Annotated in this window: 18 protein-coding genes; 1 reads left to right on the forward strand and 17 read right to left on the reverse strand. The window is 63.3% G+C overall.

Annotated features, from left to right (window positions below):
* Positions 1-2 precede the first annotated feature (2 nt).
* From IY145_RS13470 to IY145_RS13530, 13 genes are all read right to left on the reverse strand, one after another.
* Positions 3-1,979, reverse strand: a complete 1,977-nt coding sequence (locus tag IY145_RS13470) for a conjugal transfer protein TraG (protein ID WP_196408676.1) — start codon at positions 1,977-1,979, stop codon at positions 3-5.
* Positions 1,980-2,125: 146 nt separating this feature from the next.
* Positions 2,126-3,883, reverse strand: coding sequence for a DUF3363 domain-containing protein (locus tag IY145_RS13475; protein ID WP_196408677.1), 1,758 nt, complete (start codon positions 3,881-3,883; stop codon positions 2,126-2,128).
* Between the two features lie 370 nt (positions 3,884-4,253).
* A complete protein-coding gene (locus tag IY145_RS13480; RefSeq protein ID WP_196408678.1) occupies positions 4,254-5,030 on the reverse strand; it encodes a lytic transglycosylase domain-containing protein in 777 nt (258 codons plus the stop codon).
* Positions 5,031-5,034: 4 nt separating this feature from the next.
* The gene (locus IY145_RS13485) at positions 5,035-5,370 is read right to left on the reverse strand and encodes a DUF736 domain-containing protein (protein WP_196408679.1); all 336 of its coding nucleotides are present in this window, start codon (positions 5,368-5,370) and stop codon (positions 5,035-5,037) included.
* A gap of 33 nt (positions 5,371-5,403) precedes the next feature.
* Positions 5,404-5,949: a S26 family signal peptidase gene (locus IY145_RS13490; protein WP_196408680.1), complete on the reverse strand. Its 546-nt coding sequence runs from the start codon at positions 5,947-5,949 to the stop codon at positions 5,404-5,406.
* The gene (locus tag IY145_RS13495) at positions 5,946-6,464 is read right to left on the reverse strand and encodes a DUF2840 domain-containing protein (RefSeq protein WP_196408681.1); all 519 of its coding nucleotides are present in this window, start codon (positions 6,462-6,464) and stop codon (positions 5,946-5,948) included. The genes IY145_RS13490 and IY145_RS13495 overlap by 4 nt, the downstream gene beginning before the upstream one ends.
* Complete coding sequence (locus IY145_RS13500; protein WP_196408682.1) at positions 6,461-6,715, reverse strand: hypothetical protein; 255 nt, start codon at positions 6,713-6,715, stop codon at positions 6,461-6,463. The genes IY145_RS13495 and IY145_RS13500 overlap by 4 nt, the downstream gene beginning before the upstream one ends.
* A 55-nt stretch (positions 6,716-6,770) precedes the next feature.
* Positions 6,771-7,409: a ParA family partition ATPase gene (gene parA / locus IY145_RS13505; RefSeq protein ID WP_196408683.1), complete on the reverse strand. Its 639-nt coding sequence runs from the start codon at positions 7,407-7,409 to the stop codon at positions 6,771-6,773.
* On the reverse strand, positions 7,406-8,560 hold the full coding sequence (locus IY145_RS13510; protein ID WP_196408684.1) for a replication initiator protein A: 1,155 nt from the start codon (positions 8,558-8,560) through the stop codon (positions 7,406-7,408). The genes parA and IY145_RS13510 overlap by 4 nt, the downstream gene beginning before the upstream one ends.
* Before the next feature lie 12 nt (positions 8,561-8,572).
* Positions 8,573-8,797 carry an AlpA family transcriptional regulator gene (locus tag IY145_RS13515; protein ID WP_246722304.1) on the reverse strand — a complete coding sequence of 75 codons (225 nt, stop codon included), beginning with the start codon at positions 8,795-8,797 and terminating at the stop codon, positions 8,573-8,575.
* Positions 8,798-9,028: 231 nt separating this feature from the next.
* The gene (locus IY145_RS26585) at positions 9,029-9,556 is read right to left on the reverse strand and encodes a DUF2285 domain-containing protein (RefSeq protein WP_409455326.1); all 528 of its coding nucleotides are present in this window, start codon (positions 9,554-9,556) and stop codon (positions 9,029-9,031) included.
* Position 9,557: 1 nt separating this feature from the next.
* The gene (locus tag IY145_RS13525) at positions 9,558-9,812 is read right to left on the reverse strand and encodes a transcriptional regulator domain-containing protein (RefSeq protein ID WP_196408686.1); all 255 of its coding nucleotides are present in this window, start codon (positions 9,810-9,812) and stop codon (positions 9,558-9,560) included.
* A 138-nt stretch (positions 9,813-9,950) separates the two neighbouring features.
* A complete protein-coding gene (locus IY145_RS13530; protein WP_210332668.1) occupies positions 9,951-10,214 on the reverse strand; it encodes a DNA -binding domain-containing protein in 264 nt (87 codons plus the stop codon).
* Positions 10,215-10,441: 227 nt separating this feature from the next.
* Between IY145_RS13530 and IY145_RS13535 the strand changes: the two genes are divergently transcribed.
* On the forward strand, positions 10,442-10,669 hold the full coding sequence (locus IY145_RS13535) for a helix-turn-helix domain-containing protein (RefSeq protein ID WP_196408687.1): 228 nt from the start codon (positions 10,442-10,444) through the stop codon (positions 10,667-10,669).
* Between the two features lie 97 nt (positions 10,670-10,766).
* Here IY145_RS13535 and IY145_RS13540 read toward each other — a convergent pair whose 3' ends face one another.
* The 4 genes from IY145_RS13540 to IY145_RS13555 all read right to left on the reverse strand — a co-directional run bounded on the left by IY145_RS13540 (position 10,767) and on the right by IY145_RS13555 (position 15,508).
* Complete coding sequence (locus tag IY145_RS13540) at positions 10,767-13,193, reverse strand: DUF4238 domain-containing protein (RefSeq protein ID WP_196408688.1); 2,427 nt, start codon at positions 13,191-13,193, stop codon at positions 10,767-10,769.
* Positions 13,194-13,321: 128 nt separating this feature from the next.
* A complete protein-coding gene (locus tag IY145_RS13545; RefSeq protein WP_196408689.1) occupies positions 13,322-13,966 on the reverse strand; it encodes a glutathione S-transferase family protein in 645 nt (214 codons plus the stop codon).
* 351 nt (positions 13,967-14,317) lie between these two features.
* Positions 14,318-14,791 carry a VOC family protein gene (locus IY145_RS13550; protein ID WP_312030634.1) on the reverse strand — a complete coding sequence of 158 codons (474 nt, stop codon included), beginning with the start codon at positions 14,789-14,791 and terminating at the stop codon, positions 14,318-14,320.
* A gap of 363 nt (positions 14,792-15,154) precedes the next feature.
* On the reverse strand, positions 15,155-15,508 hold the full coding sequence (locus IY145_RS13555) for a DUF1428 domain-containing protein (RefSeq protein WP_196408691.1): 354 nt from the start codon (positions 15,506-15,508) through the stop codon (positions 15,155-15,157).
* Positions 15,509-15,543: the final 35 nt, after the last annotated feature.

Below are 15,543 nucleotides of genomic sequence, written 5' to 3' on the forward strand. Positions count from 1 at the left end.
TCCTACAGATCGAGGCCGTCGGCCGGGTCCATCGCGCCCTGGCGGGCGAGGCCGCCCATGCGCTGCCGGATGATTGCTTGCTGGCGCGCGGCCTGCTCAGGCGTATCATCGATGATGGCGAATTCGTTCGTATCCCGTGACGGCCTCGTCTCTTTCACGATCGCGACATGGTCGGGCAGCTCCGGCTCGCGTCGCAACCCGCCATTGGCCTCGTCCTCGGCCGACGACCGCGCGAGGAGGTCGCTTGCCGGGCGTTGGACCGGGAGAGCCGACCAGTCGTCCAGCCGAGGCGCGTGAGACGCCTCTTTCGGCGGCGGCATAATCCGCTCAGCGAAGCGGCGGTCCTCATAATAGCGCACCTTCTTCGCGCGGATCGGATGCAGGCCCGACATCATGACGATTTCGTCGGATGGCGGAAGCTGCATGATCTCGCCGGGGGTGAGCAGCGGGCGCGCCGTCTCGGAGCGCGACACCATCAAATGACCGAGCCAAGGCGAAAGCCGATGGCCGGCATAGTTCTTCATAGCCTTCATCTCGGTCGCGGCGCCGAGCGCATCGCTCACCCGCTTCGCGGTGCGCTCGTCATTGGTGGCGAAAGACACGCGGACATGACAATTGTCGAGGATGGAATTATTCGCCCCATAGGCCTTCTCGATCTGGTTGAGGGATTGCGCGATCAGGAAGCTCTTGATGCGATAGCCCGCCATGAAGGCCAGAGCGCTCTCGAAGAAGTCGAGCCGTCCGAGCGCGGGGAATTCGTCGAGCATCAGCAGCATGCGGTGACGGCGGCCCGTGGGGCGCAGTTCCTCGGTCAGGCGTCGACCAATCTGATTGAGCACGAGTCGGATCAGCGGTTTGGTTCTACTGATGTCGGATGGCGGCACCACGAGGTAGAGCGTGGCCGGACGCGGGTCGGACACGAGATCGGCGATCCGCCAGTCGCATTGGCGGGTCACTCTCGCGACGACCGGATCGCGATACAGTCCGAGGAACGACATGGCGGTGCTGAGGACGCCCGAACGCTCATTGTCGGATTTGTTGATCAGCTCGCGCGCCGCCGAGGCGACGACGGGGTGCGGTCCGGCGTCGCCGAGATGGCGCGTGGTCATCATCGCCCACAAGGTCGTCTCGATCGGCCGGTTCGGATCGGACAGGAAGGCGGCGACGCCGGCGAGCGTCTTATCGGCTTCGGCGTAGAGGACGTGGAGGATGGCGCCGACCAGAAGGGAGTGGCTCGTCTTCTCCCAATGGTTCCGGCGCTCGAGCGATCCTTCCGGGTCGACCAGCACGTCGGCGACATTCTGCACGTCGCGGACTTCCCACTCGCCCCTGCGCACTTCGAGCAGCGGATTATAGGCGGACGAGTCGCCATTGGTCGGATCGAACAGCAGCACGCGGCCGTGTTGCGCGCGAAAGCCGGCGGTGAGCTGCCAGTTCTCGCCCTTGATGTCGTGGACGATGGCCGAGCCCGGCCAGGTGAGCAACGTCGGCACGACGAGGCCCACGCCCTTTCCGGATCGGGTCGGGGCGAAGCAGAGGACATGCTCCGGCCCGTCGTGCCGCAGATACGAGGTCTCATGCCGGCCGAGCATGACACCGTCGTGGCCGAGCAGGCCGGCAATCTTCATCTCGTCGAGCCGCGCCCAGCGTGCGGACCCATAGGTCTCGGCGTCGTCGGCCTCGCGCGCGCGCCAGATCGACATGGCGATCGCGGCCGCGATCGAGAGTGGTCCAGCCGAGGCCGCGATATAGCCGCCTTCGACGAAGATCGTCGGCGCGTAAGCGTCGAAGGCATACCACCACCAGAAGAAGGCGGGCGGCGGATAGAAAGGGAAATGGGCGAACTCGAACCAGGGATATCCGAGCTGCTGCTGGAAGCCGAGGCGCCAGGCTGTCCATTCGGTCGCCGCCCATATCGTCGTCAGCACGATGAGCGATATGACGAGGATCTGACCCCAGAGAATCCTGGTCGCGGACATGGACGCCTCCATTCGAACAGAGCGAGGCGTCGAGACAAAGACGCGGTCCGAGCGCATTCAAGCATGTTCGCGTTGCGATCGTGGCGTGGCGAACTGAAGCGAAAAAATAATGGCGCCGTGGACCGGCGATCGATGCTCGCCGGTCGTCACAAGCCCAAGCCGTGCTTTCGACCGATGTTCCATTCGATGCCGCCGCCATCTCGGGCGGTCCCGGAGACATGCTGGCCGAGCTTTTTCTCGAGCGCGGGCGCCCAGGGCACGAGCTGGAAGCCGAGACCGTCGTCGATCATGGCGAAGCGCCCGGAGGCGAGCACGAGGCGCTGACGATAGACGCCGGAGACCTGATTGCCGGCGGCGGCCAGCGTGTGCGGAAGGCCGGTCTCCGCCGAGAGCTTCGCGGCTACGTCACTCAGCTCGCGGCCGCGCAACGTCGCGAGCAGGTCGCGCTGGAAAATGACCTGGCCCCCTCGGCGCTGCGCCAGTCCTTCGGCGATGAGATGTTCGGCGCGCGCTTTCATGGCCGCGCGGACCTCGCCGCCGAATCCACCCATCGCCAGCGGCGTCGGCGTGCGCTCGATGAGACGGTGATCGAGCCATGTCGCCCCAGACGCGCCGATCTGGCGGTCGAGATCGAAGTCCGAGCGCGTCGCCAGGACGAGCGTCGGCTGCGGATCGTCGGCGCCGCCGAAGCGCCGCACCTCGACGACGCCGCCGATCGGCGGGGCATGTTCGAACGCCTCGACGCCGCGGAAGCGGACATGATGGGCGCGGCCGTCGGTCCCGTCGATCACGGCATAGGCTTCTCCGCTCAGCTCGTCGTGCAGTCCCTTGTCGACGAGCCGGCCGAGGACCGGCGACTCCGAAGGCGCCGCAACGATGGCATAGTCACCGACGCCGCGGTCCTGGCCACGCTCGGTGAAGGCGCGGTGCATCGTCTTGATGATGTCGCCGCGCATTCCGAGATCGCGCAGCGTTCCTTCGGCTTCCAGTCCGATCACCCATCGGCCGGGACCGGCGGAGGCGGCGAGCCCCATTCGCTCGAGCTTCTGGACGCGGCCGACCATTAGGCGGCGCAATTCGGGATCGTCTGGACCAGGACTGGCCGGGCGCAGATCGATCAGACCGGTCTCGTCGGCGGCGTAGCGGATGGCGGCGTCGAGCCGCGTCCAGCGATCGGCGTCGACCTCGCGCTCGAGCGCAGAGCGGATCGCATGTTCGGGGCGCGGTCCGAGCTCGACGGCGACGAGGTCTTCCGCGCGCGAGCGCAGGCCGCGGCTGATGTAATCGCGGGCGATGACGAGATCGGCGCCTGTCTCGTCCACGCCGCGCACCAGCAGATGGATATGCGGGTTGTCGGTGTTCCAATGATCGACGGCGACCCAGTCGAGCTTCGTTCCGAGATCGGCCTCCATCCGCCCGGCCAGGTCGCGGGTGAAGGCTTTGAGATCGGTCATCTCGCCGGCGTCCTCGGGCGAGACGATGAACCGGAAATGATGCCGGTCGCCATCGCTTCGCTCGGCGAAGGCCCGATCGTCGGCCTGGTCGTTCGCGACATCGAACATCATGCCCTTCTCTCCGTCGCGGCTGACGCCTTCGCGCTTCAGATAGGAAAAATGCGCGGACAGCGGCGCCGATCGAAAGCGGCGGCCCGTGTGGCGCACGACGCGCACCTTGACGACGACGCGGCGGCCGGGATCGAAGAGGCGGGCGCGGCCGAAGGCGGCGCGCCCGCGCCCGAAGGTGGAGCCGCCGGCGGCAGCCGATCGCCCGCCGCTATGCGGCGTCGCAGGTCCGGCTTTGCGTGCGGCTTTCAGAACCTCAGCGACGAAGCTCTTCGGCTTCGGCGCCCGGGTCGTGCGGACCCGTCCCGGCCGGACGCGGAAGTCGTTCTCCTCCCGGCTCATCGGAGCGCCTCGCCGAGGCGAACGGCGGCTGCGAAAACGTAGTGTGCAGGTCGAGGCCTTGTGATTTCACGAGAATTTGCTGAAACCTGCCAACGACCGACCGACCTGCCCGACGAAAGACGAGTCGCGACAGCGACTTGTCTGCCGGCGTGGCAGGCGCTTTTATCTCGCCTTCGTGCGGTCGTGTTCTGCGTTGAATTATCTTCCGCCGTTCTCTCTTCGCGACATTGCGCTCTGAAACGCTGGCATACGAAGCGGTCGTGAATGGCGCTCACAATGCGTCTGCGCGCTTTCAACGCCGGGCGAATGACGGCGATGTGGGCCGTCGATGCACAAAGGTCGGCAGTCCGACGGCAGATGCGATGCAGGTTCATTGCGTGCGCTCCGTCGTCGAGAGCGCGACGAACAGGCCGTCGGAGCGAGGCGCGATGGCGGACCGATCGCGCGTGGCGGCGATAGCCGTCGTGTCGGTCGCTGTACGAATTTCCGTCGGATAATTGAGGGCGCGATGGCTGTCGTTCTTCCCGACGAACAGCGGCGCCGTCGTCCAGAGCGACAGACCAGAGAGGGAGCGAATGGCGGGTCGAGCGTTGTCATTTCCCTCGATGAGAGGGGCGAGCGCCGCGACATAGGCGGCGGTCTCGGATGGCAGCGACCGGCGCCCGTCGCGATAATCCTCGTAGCGGCGCGGTCCCGCATTATAGGCCGCGAGGAAGGCCGGCGAGCCGTAGCGCTCGTGCAACTCGCGGAGATAGGCCGCGCCGGCGTGGATGTTGTCGCGCGGGTCGAAAGGGTCTCCGGCAAGAGCGTAACGGGCGCGCAGCTCCGACCAGGTGTCGGGCATGATCTGCATGAGCCCCATCGCGCCTTTGGGTGAGACGGCGTCTCGCTGGGCGCGGCTTTCGATCTTCATGACGGCACGGATCCATGCCGCGGGAATGCCGAAGCGCCGCGCCGCCTCTGCGACATGGACGGCATAGGGATCGCCATCGGTCGGGCGCTCGATCGGAGCTGCCTTTGCGGGCAGGAGTCCGCCCAGTGTGCAGGCCGGAACGAGGCCGATAAGGAGAAGGAGCGTGAATCGCGCGCGCGTGCAGGCCCGGTTCAGGCGGTCCGATTTGATCATGAGCGGGAGTGCGGGACGCATATTGTCAGTCCCGCTCGTTGCGCTTCTGGAGTCGGGTCCAGTGCAGAATCCAGCTCGCCTTGTCTTCGTTCGATTGGAACAAATTGGCGCGGATCGGCTGCGTCAGGGCAGGATCGTCGAGGAGCAACGACACATAGTCGCCGGCCTTCTCGCCGATGCGCTTCCACGCCGCTCCGATCTCCGGCCCTTCGTCATCGCCGAGCAGGATGCGGTAGTCCGGCGCGTTCTCCGTGATGCCATGGTCGGAGGGAACGAGAACGATCTGGGCGTCGAGCGACAGCGTGTGGATGGCGCCCGAATAGCCTGACTTGGTGCGGGTGAATCGACCGATCTGCGTCATCGGAATTCTCCATGGTCGGTAAAAACGTACGGATCACTCGACGGCGGCGCGCCAGACGAAGCGGCCGTCGCCTTCTTCATCGGTCCAGATTGGAACCGCGCGAGCGACGATCGATGGGGCGGGGAAAGGACCGAAGTAACGCCCGTCGAGGCTGTCCTGAATGGTCGGATTCATGAGGAAGACCTCGCCCACCCGCAGCGTTCGGCAGCCGCTCCAGCTCGGCAGAAGACGACCGAGATGGTCGCGATCTCGCGCTGTGCCGACGTCGACGCGATCGATCGTGACGACGGAGCCGGCGCGGCACACCGTCTGTCCGGGGAGCGCCAAGACATGCTTCAGAAGCAGCACGCCTTTCGGCAGGAAGCCGCCGTCGGCAAGGAAGCTCGCGATGGGTTCCGGCGGGCGGACTGCCACCAACTGCATAGCGCGGAGTCGGCCCGTGGCCTGAAGCGCATAGAGCCCCGTCGGCGTGCTCGCCGTGGCGTTCCAGACGAGCCATGGCGTGACAGGAACCAGGGACTGGCCGCCGATCAGCAGCACAGAGGAGAGCGTCGCCGTGACATAGCTGAGGCGGGTCATGGCGCGACGCTCCGGCGCTTCAGCCAGGCGTCATGCTGTTCGCGCGTGTAGGCGCGCGGCTCGTCGCCGACGGCGAGACGGTTATGCAAATGCCGCCAATAGTCGGGCGATGCGTCGGCCGGATCGACGCCGATCGCCTCTATGGCGTCGATCGTCTGGAGCGCTCGCTCGACCCTCGGCCAGGCGTCGACGCGCAGCAGAATTTCGCCGCCGGGCCGCACGAAGGGCAGTGTCTGATAGCGCTCGCCGGCTCCGACGGCGCGTACGATGTCCATCCGCGAAATCACCGTGCCATAGTCGTTCGACGCCCATCGGACGAAGCAGAAGATGCTGCCGGGCGCAAAGCTGGCGATGCGGCGGCGGCGGTCGAGAATCTTATCCGCCGCGCGATGGCCGAAGCGAATCCGGAACTCGATCTTCTTCTCGATCCATGTCAGCTCGACATGGGTGAGAGGCGCGGCGCCGCGATGCGGCGGCGCTTCGACGCGAGCGGATTGCGGCTCGTTGTCGTTCATGATGTCTCTCCGGGATCGTCGGGAAATTCACGTGCGAGCAGGTCGCGCAGCATGTCGGCGACGGTGACGCCGCGCCGAAAAGCGGCGACCTTGATGCGGCCGCGCTGCGTCGGCGTGACGTCGATCGTCAGGCGTGCGGTGAATCCGCTGGCGTCGTTCGCGCGCCGGGCGGGAGCGTCTGCCGATTTGATCCAGTCCTCGGCATCGCCGGGACGCGCCGCGAAACCGCGCTTTGCAGGGCGCTCGTTCATGCGGCGCCTCCGTCATGGAACGACGAGGGATCGTCCTCCACATCGGCGAAGATCGTCATGGCGCGATCCTCCCGACCTCGGCCGCGAGCGCGACGATCTCGCGCGCCGCCGGCGTATCGTCGGCGAACTCTGAGACGAGACGGCCAGTCTGCGCGGCGTCGGCGAAGGCGATGCGTTGACCGATGGTGGCGGAGAGCGCGGGCGGATCGTGATCGGCAAGCGTCTCGACCGTTTCGCGCGCGATGACGGTGCGCGCGGCGTAGCGATTCAGGACGAAACGGGCGGCGAGCTGCGGGCGATAGATGCGCGCCTCGCCGAGCAGAGCCAGCATCTCGGCAGACGCCCAGCCGTCGAAGGGCGATGGCTGCACCGGGATCAGCGCAAGATCGGCGGCGAGCAGCGCAGACCGCATCAGGCCGGCGACGCGCGGCGGACCATCGATGACGAGATGGTCGACGCCACGCGCCAGCTCGGGCGCTTCACGATGGAGCGTGTCGCGCGGCAGGCCGACGACTGTGAACAGCCGAGGGAGATTCTCGCGCGCTCGCTGCTGTGACCAGTCCAACGCCGAGCCCTGAGGATCGGCGTCGATCAGCGTGACGCGCTTTCCCTGCCGAGCCCATTCGCCGGCGAGATGCAGGGCGAGCGTCGTCTTGCCGACGCCGCCCTTCTGGTTGAGCAGCGCGACGATCATGACGCGCGTCCTTCGCTTTCGACGAAAGGAAGAGGCGCTTCGGAAGTCGCATCGTCCGTAAAGCCGGATTTACGGAAAGTCGTATCAGGTGTTGTCTTTTCAGACGGAAGTTTCGGTGTGCGGGAACGCTCCGATGAGTTTTCCACCGTCGCCGGGCGCAAACAAAAGTTAGACTCTAAGTTAGCAGCGCGGATTTTTTCTTCGGGCCAGAGGGTTAGCTGCCCTCCGCGCGCCCGAAGTCCCGATAGGGCCGCGCCCGAAGTCCCGATACCATGCGCGCCCGAAGTCCCGAGTGTTTCCACAGGTTTATCCACAGGGGCTGTGGATAAGTCGATCGGCAGGATGTGCAGCAGCTCGTGCCGGCCCTCGTGCTCGATCCGCAGGCGATAGCCGGGCAGCGACTGCCGGCACACGATGAGCCGGATGTCGATCGCGAAATCCCTGAGCCTCGCGAGGCTGCCGGATTTTTGATGCAGATGCGGGATGTCGAAGGTCCAGCCCTGCTTCTGGCGGCCGGCGTGCTTGCGGGCGACGCGATAGAGCCAGCGCTCGACGCCGCCCGTCAGCCGGAAATAGGCAGGGTCGATGGCGAGCACGAGCGATCGGTCGATGACGCCGCGGTAGAACCATTCCGGGAGAACGAGTTCCATGCCTTCGACGCGGCCGTCGCGCGTCACGCACTCCTCCCATTCGTTGATCCAGGAGAACTGGCTGCGGCGCCAGTGCTCGCCGTTGCGAATGGTGGTGGAGATGGCCGTCGATTGCAGGCGGGTGAGCGCGCCCTTCAGGAGCTTGTAATCGCGGGCGCCGGTCGCGCGTCCGACGGCCTTGAGGAGCTGATAGGGCGTGAAGCGCAGAAAGCGGGAGGTCGTGAGGCCCTGGTTCTCGGCCTCGACAATCTGGCTCGCCGCCCAAATCAGCACGTCGGCGTCCCATATGGTCGCCATGCCGTGCTCGGGCATGGCGAAGACTTCCACGCGCGCGCCGGCCGCCTCGTAGAGGATCGGGGCCGTGCGCTTTGCCTTGGCGAGCGAAAAGAAGGGCCGCTCCATGAGATCGCGCTGATCGCGCGGCGACGCGTCCCCCGTCGCGATGACGAAGGGGTGGAGCCGGCTTCGCTCGCTCGAGGTGACGGGGAGGCGGCGCGACATGGCGGCGTCGCCTCAGCGGTGGGAGTTCAGGCGGGCGATGCGCACGCCGGTGTCGACGCGGACGGCGTCGCGCGCTTCGACATATTGCGGATCGGACGTGGAGCGGCAGGCGGCGCCGTCGGCCCAGGCCTGGATGTCCTCGATCGCGTAGACGACACGGCCGCCGAGCTTGCGGAACGTCGGGCCGGCGCCGTGACAGCGGTATTTTTCGAGCGTGCGCGCGGAGAGGCTGAGCATTCGTGCGGCTTCATGCGTCCGGACGAAGCGCGTGGCGCCTTCGGGTGATTTGTCGCGCAAGAGACGCCTCCGTAGCGGCGAGGTGCGCCGCAGGGAGGTCGCGGCGTTTCGAGATCACCGTGGCGGAGAAGAGAAGCGCAGGGGGAGGACGAAGTTTTGAGGCCGGTCCGTGTCCCCCTTCGGCGAGACGCACGCCGGGATGTGCAGGAGACGGAGAAGGTGGAAGGGCCGTCAGCGGCCGCGCAGCAGCCGCTTGTAGCCGCCGTTCATCAGCGCGATGGAATCGTGGATAAGGCGGTTCGCCTTGCGGCGCGTCGCCGAGCTCTTCCACTCGATGGCGGGAAGCGCAGCGTCCTCGGCGTCGATCAGGGACGCGGCGATGTCGCGTGGCCCCGCGCCGCCGAGCCGGAAATCCAGCACGTGCAGCAACAGGATGAGACGCGCGCGGCGCTGCGCGGTCAATTGAAGAGCGCGAGGAAGCGGCCCTGCGGCGCCGCCTTGAAGGAGACGAACGAATCGCGACGCGACTTCGAGCCGGATTTCGAGCGACGCGTCGAGTGGCAAGATGATCGCGGGACGGCTCGGTGCGCCTTCGTTAATCCAGACATGAATGTCGCCTAGGGCGCCGCCGACGACGAGCCGCCTTCCGCCATCGTCGGACTTATCCGCGACGATGGCGCCGAAGGCGGTCGGATCAAAGGTTCCGTTCGCTGCGAAGCGGGGCGGCGCCGAAGCGATGATCAGCGTGCCGGGGTCGATCTCAGGGAGCCAAAGTACCGGCTCCGTTCCTGCCGGAGTTTCCGGGTAATGGGCGAAACTGCAACCCCCAGCGACGCGCGAGGCTCGAAAGCGCGGTCGCTTCGTCGACGGCGCCGCGTTCGATCCGCCTCAGCGTCTCGCAATAATCCTGGCGATATTTCGGATTCCGGCGCAGGAATTCGAGCGCAAAACCGGAAGGGTCCAGGTTGTTCAATTGCTTGATGGAATCGGGAGATTTCCAGAAATTCGTGGGCATGAAGCGCTCCTCGGCTTGGCCTCGTAGCTCGAGCGGCGACTTCGACGATCCCTGAATGGCAGAGCCAAAACTAGCCCAAAGGGTTGCATCGCGTGCCGCGAGCGCCCATGACCTTTTTATGGCAGGCGAGAAGAGAGCCTATTGCGGGCGCGCGCCCAAAAGCTGCCGATAGCCGGCTGCGGACATCCATCTCGCTCTGGCCAAATGGCTCTCATGGATGATCTTCGCCCGTTCCGGCTCGCGATCCGGATCGATCCCGACAATCACCGCGACGACCTCGCGCCAATCGGCGCCTTCTTCGGCGGCGTCCAGCAGTCGCAGGTAGGTCGTGAGGTGACGTTCGTCGTAGGCGTTCACGTGCTCGGTGAGAGGCGGACGATCTTCGAAGGCTGGCGTGCTCATTGCGGACCTGCCTGTCGCTCTATGCCGGCGAATTCATGGCGGGATCGCAGGATTATATCCCAGGATTGGTTGCAGCTCTATTCCGACGGTGATGCAATCGGCGCATCGCGTTGTTCGCGGGGAATGCAGACTCACAGGTTCAGCAGAGGCTGAGCGTAGCATGGTCGCCGACGAATAGGAATGTTTGTTCCTGGAATGAACGTTCTTGACTCGGCTTCCATGCCACGATGGAAATCGAGGAGGTCATAGCGACAAATGTGCGTCGCCTGCGTAACGCCAGGAAATGGACGCAGGAAGCGCTTGCCGAGAAGGCGCAGCTGAGTTCCCGCTATGTCGGTGCGATCGAGCGCGCCAATGTGTCAGCGAGGGTGAGCATTATAGGGCGGATCGCTGACGCGTTCGGCGTTGAACCCGCCGAGCTTCTCAAGCGCAGCAAGCCGAAAATTCGTGGCTGAACTCGCCAGACGACCGAAGGCCGGCCGGAACTGGCTTAACGTCTATTTGGCGCCAATTACGGACGTTCAGGAAGGGGGGCTAGTGACGATCTGAAGATTATCGTTCCGGTTCGCTCTTTACGAATAAGGCCATCGGCGCACTGGCGAGGTGACGTTCGGAGCTGGACATCAATAGGAGCCGATTGACAGCGTTATCTTGGATGCCTCCGTTCGGCCACAGACACGATGCCTCCGCTTCCATGAAGTGACAGCCAGTCCTTTTCGCATTGAGCACGGCCGAGGCATGAACGCGCCTGAACTCCGCGCTCAAGCCCGCTTCAAAATTTGGCTTAATTCCGCTCGTCGGCGCGGCTGAAAGGTATTTGAACGCCCTTCTGATAAAGTCGGGATAACCTCGAAATATCCCGTGCGCGGCAAGGACAACGATCTCATGTACGTTCTGTGGAAAGACAAATTTTGCTTGCTCCATCTCAGCCCTTAGCTGAGACAGCATTGGAAGCGTATGTGCGTTGCGTCGAGCAGCCGCCGTCACTTCGCGCCAGCGAAACACGCTGTCAGTGACGATGCATGAGCCGGTAGCTTGCGCGAGATACATCGTGATCTCGAAGTTTGGGGCCATCTTCAGCGGGATAAGCTGTCCGCCCTCATCGCCGCCTTCCAGCGATCGGTCTTGCAGAACCGCCAGTGGATCTCGTTCACGGAGCGTGTCGAAATGATCGAGAACAGCCTCCAAGGCGTTTTCATCTAATTCAGGAGAATGACGGCGGACCTGACTCCCCATAGCCTCTCGTGGCATTAGCAACATGCTGCGCTGGTATTCCTCCTTCATCAACTCCGTGAATCCGGCTTCTTCCTTTGGATCGACCCTCAGTCCTAGCGATCTGAGCTGGGCCATCTTGTGCATCTGGTCGCGCAGATGAAAATCGAAGTCGCAGGGATCAGGAAAGAGGGTGACGAGGCCTTGTTCGACGAGCGGCATAATCGTCAAGAACAACAGGACGGATTTCAAAAATTCCTGCCGATAGGTCTTCGGATGCTCAAGCGGACTGAATTTCTTGTTGACCGTGCGAGGATGAATGAAGGGATGTTGAATCAGCAGCTCGTCGAAATAGAGTGACAGGCCTAGCCCGTATTTCGAAATCACGGACGGATGCAAAACGCCTGTATAAATCGCGCGCGCTTGACCATCTGGTTTCGGTAGCAAAGCGAGCAAGTTCGTCTCTCGGGGCCACAATGCGTCATAGAGGCCGTACACGTCTCTGATCTTCTCGTCCGTGATGCCGCGGCGCACAGCAACCCAGTCGCGGTCTTCCGTGATTCCGAGAATTTTGGACATACCCGTGAACAGCATCAAGTTTCGTTCACGAATGCTCCGTTCCTCCCAGGTCGTGCGGAGTTCCACCGATTTGTGTTTGCAGCAGTCGCCGAAGACGCGGCCAGACCCGCATCCGCAGAGGTCTTTAGCTTTAAGCGGTTTGGATGGCGGCTTCTTCTTGAGAAACTCGCGCTCTTTTTCGGTACGGCCAAACGCGTCCTGGTAATGGACGTCGCCGCTCTCGAAGCGGGCGTACATCTCGCCGCCGAAGTGCCAAAGACCATCTTTGGGGGGTAGGAAGGCACTTCGCAGATCGGCCCATGGTTCAGTCGACGATATCTCCGGGTAGAGCCATTCCTCCTTTCCGGCGGCGACGTAACGCTTCGCCCGCGCCTTGAGCACCCGATTGACTCGGATGACCTCTTCGCTCGTTAACTTGCGGGTGCGGACGAACGCGTCCGTGCGGACCATCGAGTTGCGGTAGTTGCCCGCGAACGTGCGTTTCTTGAGTGGGTCTGCGGAATAGTCTTGTGCGTATTCGAGGTTCGTGAGGATAAGACAAAAATCCCGGTTAAGCGGGAATATCGTGTGTGAGCCCTTAAGCGCGATAGATGGCTCGTTCGGGTAACTATTGGCTGGCGCGTCCGGTGGCATCGCATGGTTGTAGATGGTCACCGGGTGGTCGCTGACGATGAATTTGACGTCGGCGTCCTGGGCCGAAACGATCTCTCGAACGCCTTCAGTCCAAATCGTGCAGTGCATCATGCGGATGCCCTGCATCTCATACATCAGGTCGTTCTGTGTCAGACGCGGATATTGTCCGCTCAACCAGTCAAGCCCCTTTGGGGTACGAAGTTTCTGGACATCAAGGTATTCAAAGAAGGTCGTAAATTGGCGGTGCCACGCCCCGGCATCCTCCCCGACAAAGGCGCGAATCGCATCAGCCCCTCGTTTGTCGATGTCTCCAAAGAGCTTGCGTTCGATTTCGTCATTCACAGATGCGCCGAAAAAAGTCGAATACAGGTCCCTTTGCCAAAAGGCGCGAGACGTCGGTGACTCGAATTTGGACCTCTCGACAACAATCCTACCGTCCGGAAGGCTATGTCGGGTCGGCGACATGTCGAGGTAAAAAAAGCTGTTCCGGCCGGGCTCGAAGAAGCCTTTTTGATACCATTGAGGAACGTAGTGATTGTTGCGCGTCTTAGTCATTTTGAGGCTACGAGATCGGGCCGGAGTGGTGTGGCGAGATAGACTAGCTCTCCCGTAATGCGGAGCGTCGGCTTCGGGTCAGAGTTCCTCCTTCGCCGTCCCGAACGGCTACGTGGCGCCATGAGCAGTCATTGACCGGACGCCGCGGCGGCCCATGCCTTCGTCGCCTGACATATTTCCATGGCCCGCTTGTAGGCTTCGCGTCTGCTGGTGCGGGCCACATAGGCCCGCTCTGCTTCGCCGAGCGCGAAGCCGCCGGCTCTTTGGGCGAACTCCAGGGCGTAGGTCACCGAAATGTCGGCCGCCGTGAACCTGTCGCCCGCGAGATAGGGCGACCGTGCGAGCTGTCTCGTCACGAGGCCCAGCCGGCTCTCGAATACGGCGAGCGCCTTGCAGGCGCCCCAGTTCTGCCGTTCTGCCTCGGGCGCGAGATTGCGGCTGACGACGACGAAGTAGATCGAGGCGGCGAGGCCCGCTTCGCCGAGGTGAAGGAACTGTTGATAGGCGGGGAAAGCGGGATCGTGCGGGCCCGGCGCAAGGGGCGTCGGCCCGTAGCGCGCCATCAGGTACTCCATAATCGCGATCGACTCTACCATAGTAACGTCGCCATCTTGGATCGCGGGGATAAACCCGGCGGGGTTGATAGCCAGATACTCCCGGTCGTGCTCGACGCCGACCAGCAGGTCTACGGGCCTCAGCCGGTATGCGAGCCCCATTTCCTCCAGCAGCCAGACGACCCGGAATCCTCTCCCTTCGCCGAAGACCGTGATCATGCTTCACCATCCTTCATCGACGCGGTCCAATGTAAGTATCCCCCGGCAAAGCCGGGGGCTTTAGGAAGTCAGCCGCTCAAAGCGGCTGAGAAGGCCGCTATCGCGGCCTACACTTTGTTCGATCTGAATCATTTGGGAAAAGCTGCGAATTCTTTCACCTTCACGCTGTCACCCCCTATCAGCTTCTTCTTCGAATCGTGGGACACGCATGTGGCACCGAATTCGACGCAGTGCCCTTCAATTGTCGCATCTGCTGCGAGGGTACTGCGGGAAACGTCAAACTCCTACTGCCACCCCGGCAGAGCCGGGGGAACTCTCACTTCGTTTAGTGGTCCATCCACGGCGTGAGCGTCAGCCGCGCCGCGCGGACTCGATTGCGGCGACGTCGATTTTCTTCATATCCATCATCGCCTCGAACGCGCGTCTGGCTTCCTCGCCGCCAGCAGCCATCGCCTCCGTCAGCACGCGCGGCGTGATTTGCCATGAGACGCCCCATCGGTCCTTGCACCAACCGCACGCACTTTCCTGGCCGCCATTGTCGATGATGGCGTTCCAGTAGCGGTCGGTCTCTTGCTGGTCGTCAGTGGCGATCTGAAACGAGAAAGCTCCGTTGTGTTTAAACGCGGGCCCGCCATTGAGTCCGAGACAAGGGACGCCGACGACTGTGAATTCGACCGTCAGCACATCGCCCGCCTTGCCTGACGGGTAGTCGCTGGGAGCATGGCGGACGGCGCTCACTGAGCTGTTAGGAAATGTCTCGGCGTAGAAGTGGGCTGCGGCCTCGGCATCCTTGTCGTACCACAGGCAGATAGTGTTCTTCGCAATTGCCATTGCTTGTCCTATCGCTTTTAAATGCCCATTCCGGCCCCGTTTCTCGGGCAGTCGGAGGTCGGTTCGCCGTCACCCTCAGCGGGTACAAGGCGAACTCAGAATGCCCAGGTATATGGCATTCCGCCAACAATGCCGAAAAAGCCCGTCTACTTGGCCTTTTCGACAAGGCCAAGTAGACGCAGTGGAGCGCCAAGTCTTGGTCAGCCTTTCCGACGGCGGCTAGGGGGAAGGAGCGACGGGCGTGATGATGCGGACTTGTCGACCATAATTCATTCGGCGGCTGACATACTGACACAGCCCCATTCGCACATGGCGTGGGAATGTCAAAAATATGCGACAAAACCTGACCCGACATCCTCACGCGCGATTAAGTTCAGTGAAGGTGCCGAAGATGATGCGGCGGCCATCGATGGGGAGCGAGAGACTACCGGACATACCCAGCTCCGGATGCTCGCGCATGGCGCCCATGGTTTTCTCGTGGGTTTCCTTGTCCGGCCATGTGATCCAGCCGAAGACCACGGTTTCGCCAGCTTCCAGCTTCACCGCCATGGGAAGCGAGGTAAGTTGGCCGTCCGGCACGAAATCGCCCCAGCCGTTGACAGCCTCGAGTGCGCCGCCCGCCTTGAAGAAGGCGCAGGCCCTTTCTACCCAAGCCTTGAAATCGGCCTTCTTCGCCGTGGGAACCGGCACAACCCAACCGCTGATATACATGAGAACTCTCCCTGTATCTCGCGGGCTCTCTCGGT

It is taken from the genome of Methylosinus sp. H3A, from assembly GCF_015709455.1.
Classification (GTDB): Bacteria; Pseudomonadota; Alphaproteobacteria; order Rhizobiales; family Beijerinckiaceae; genus Methylosinus.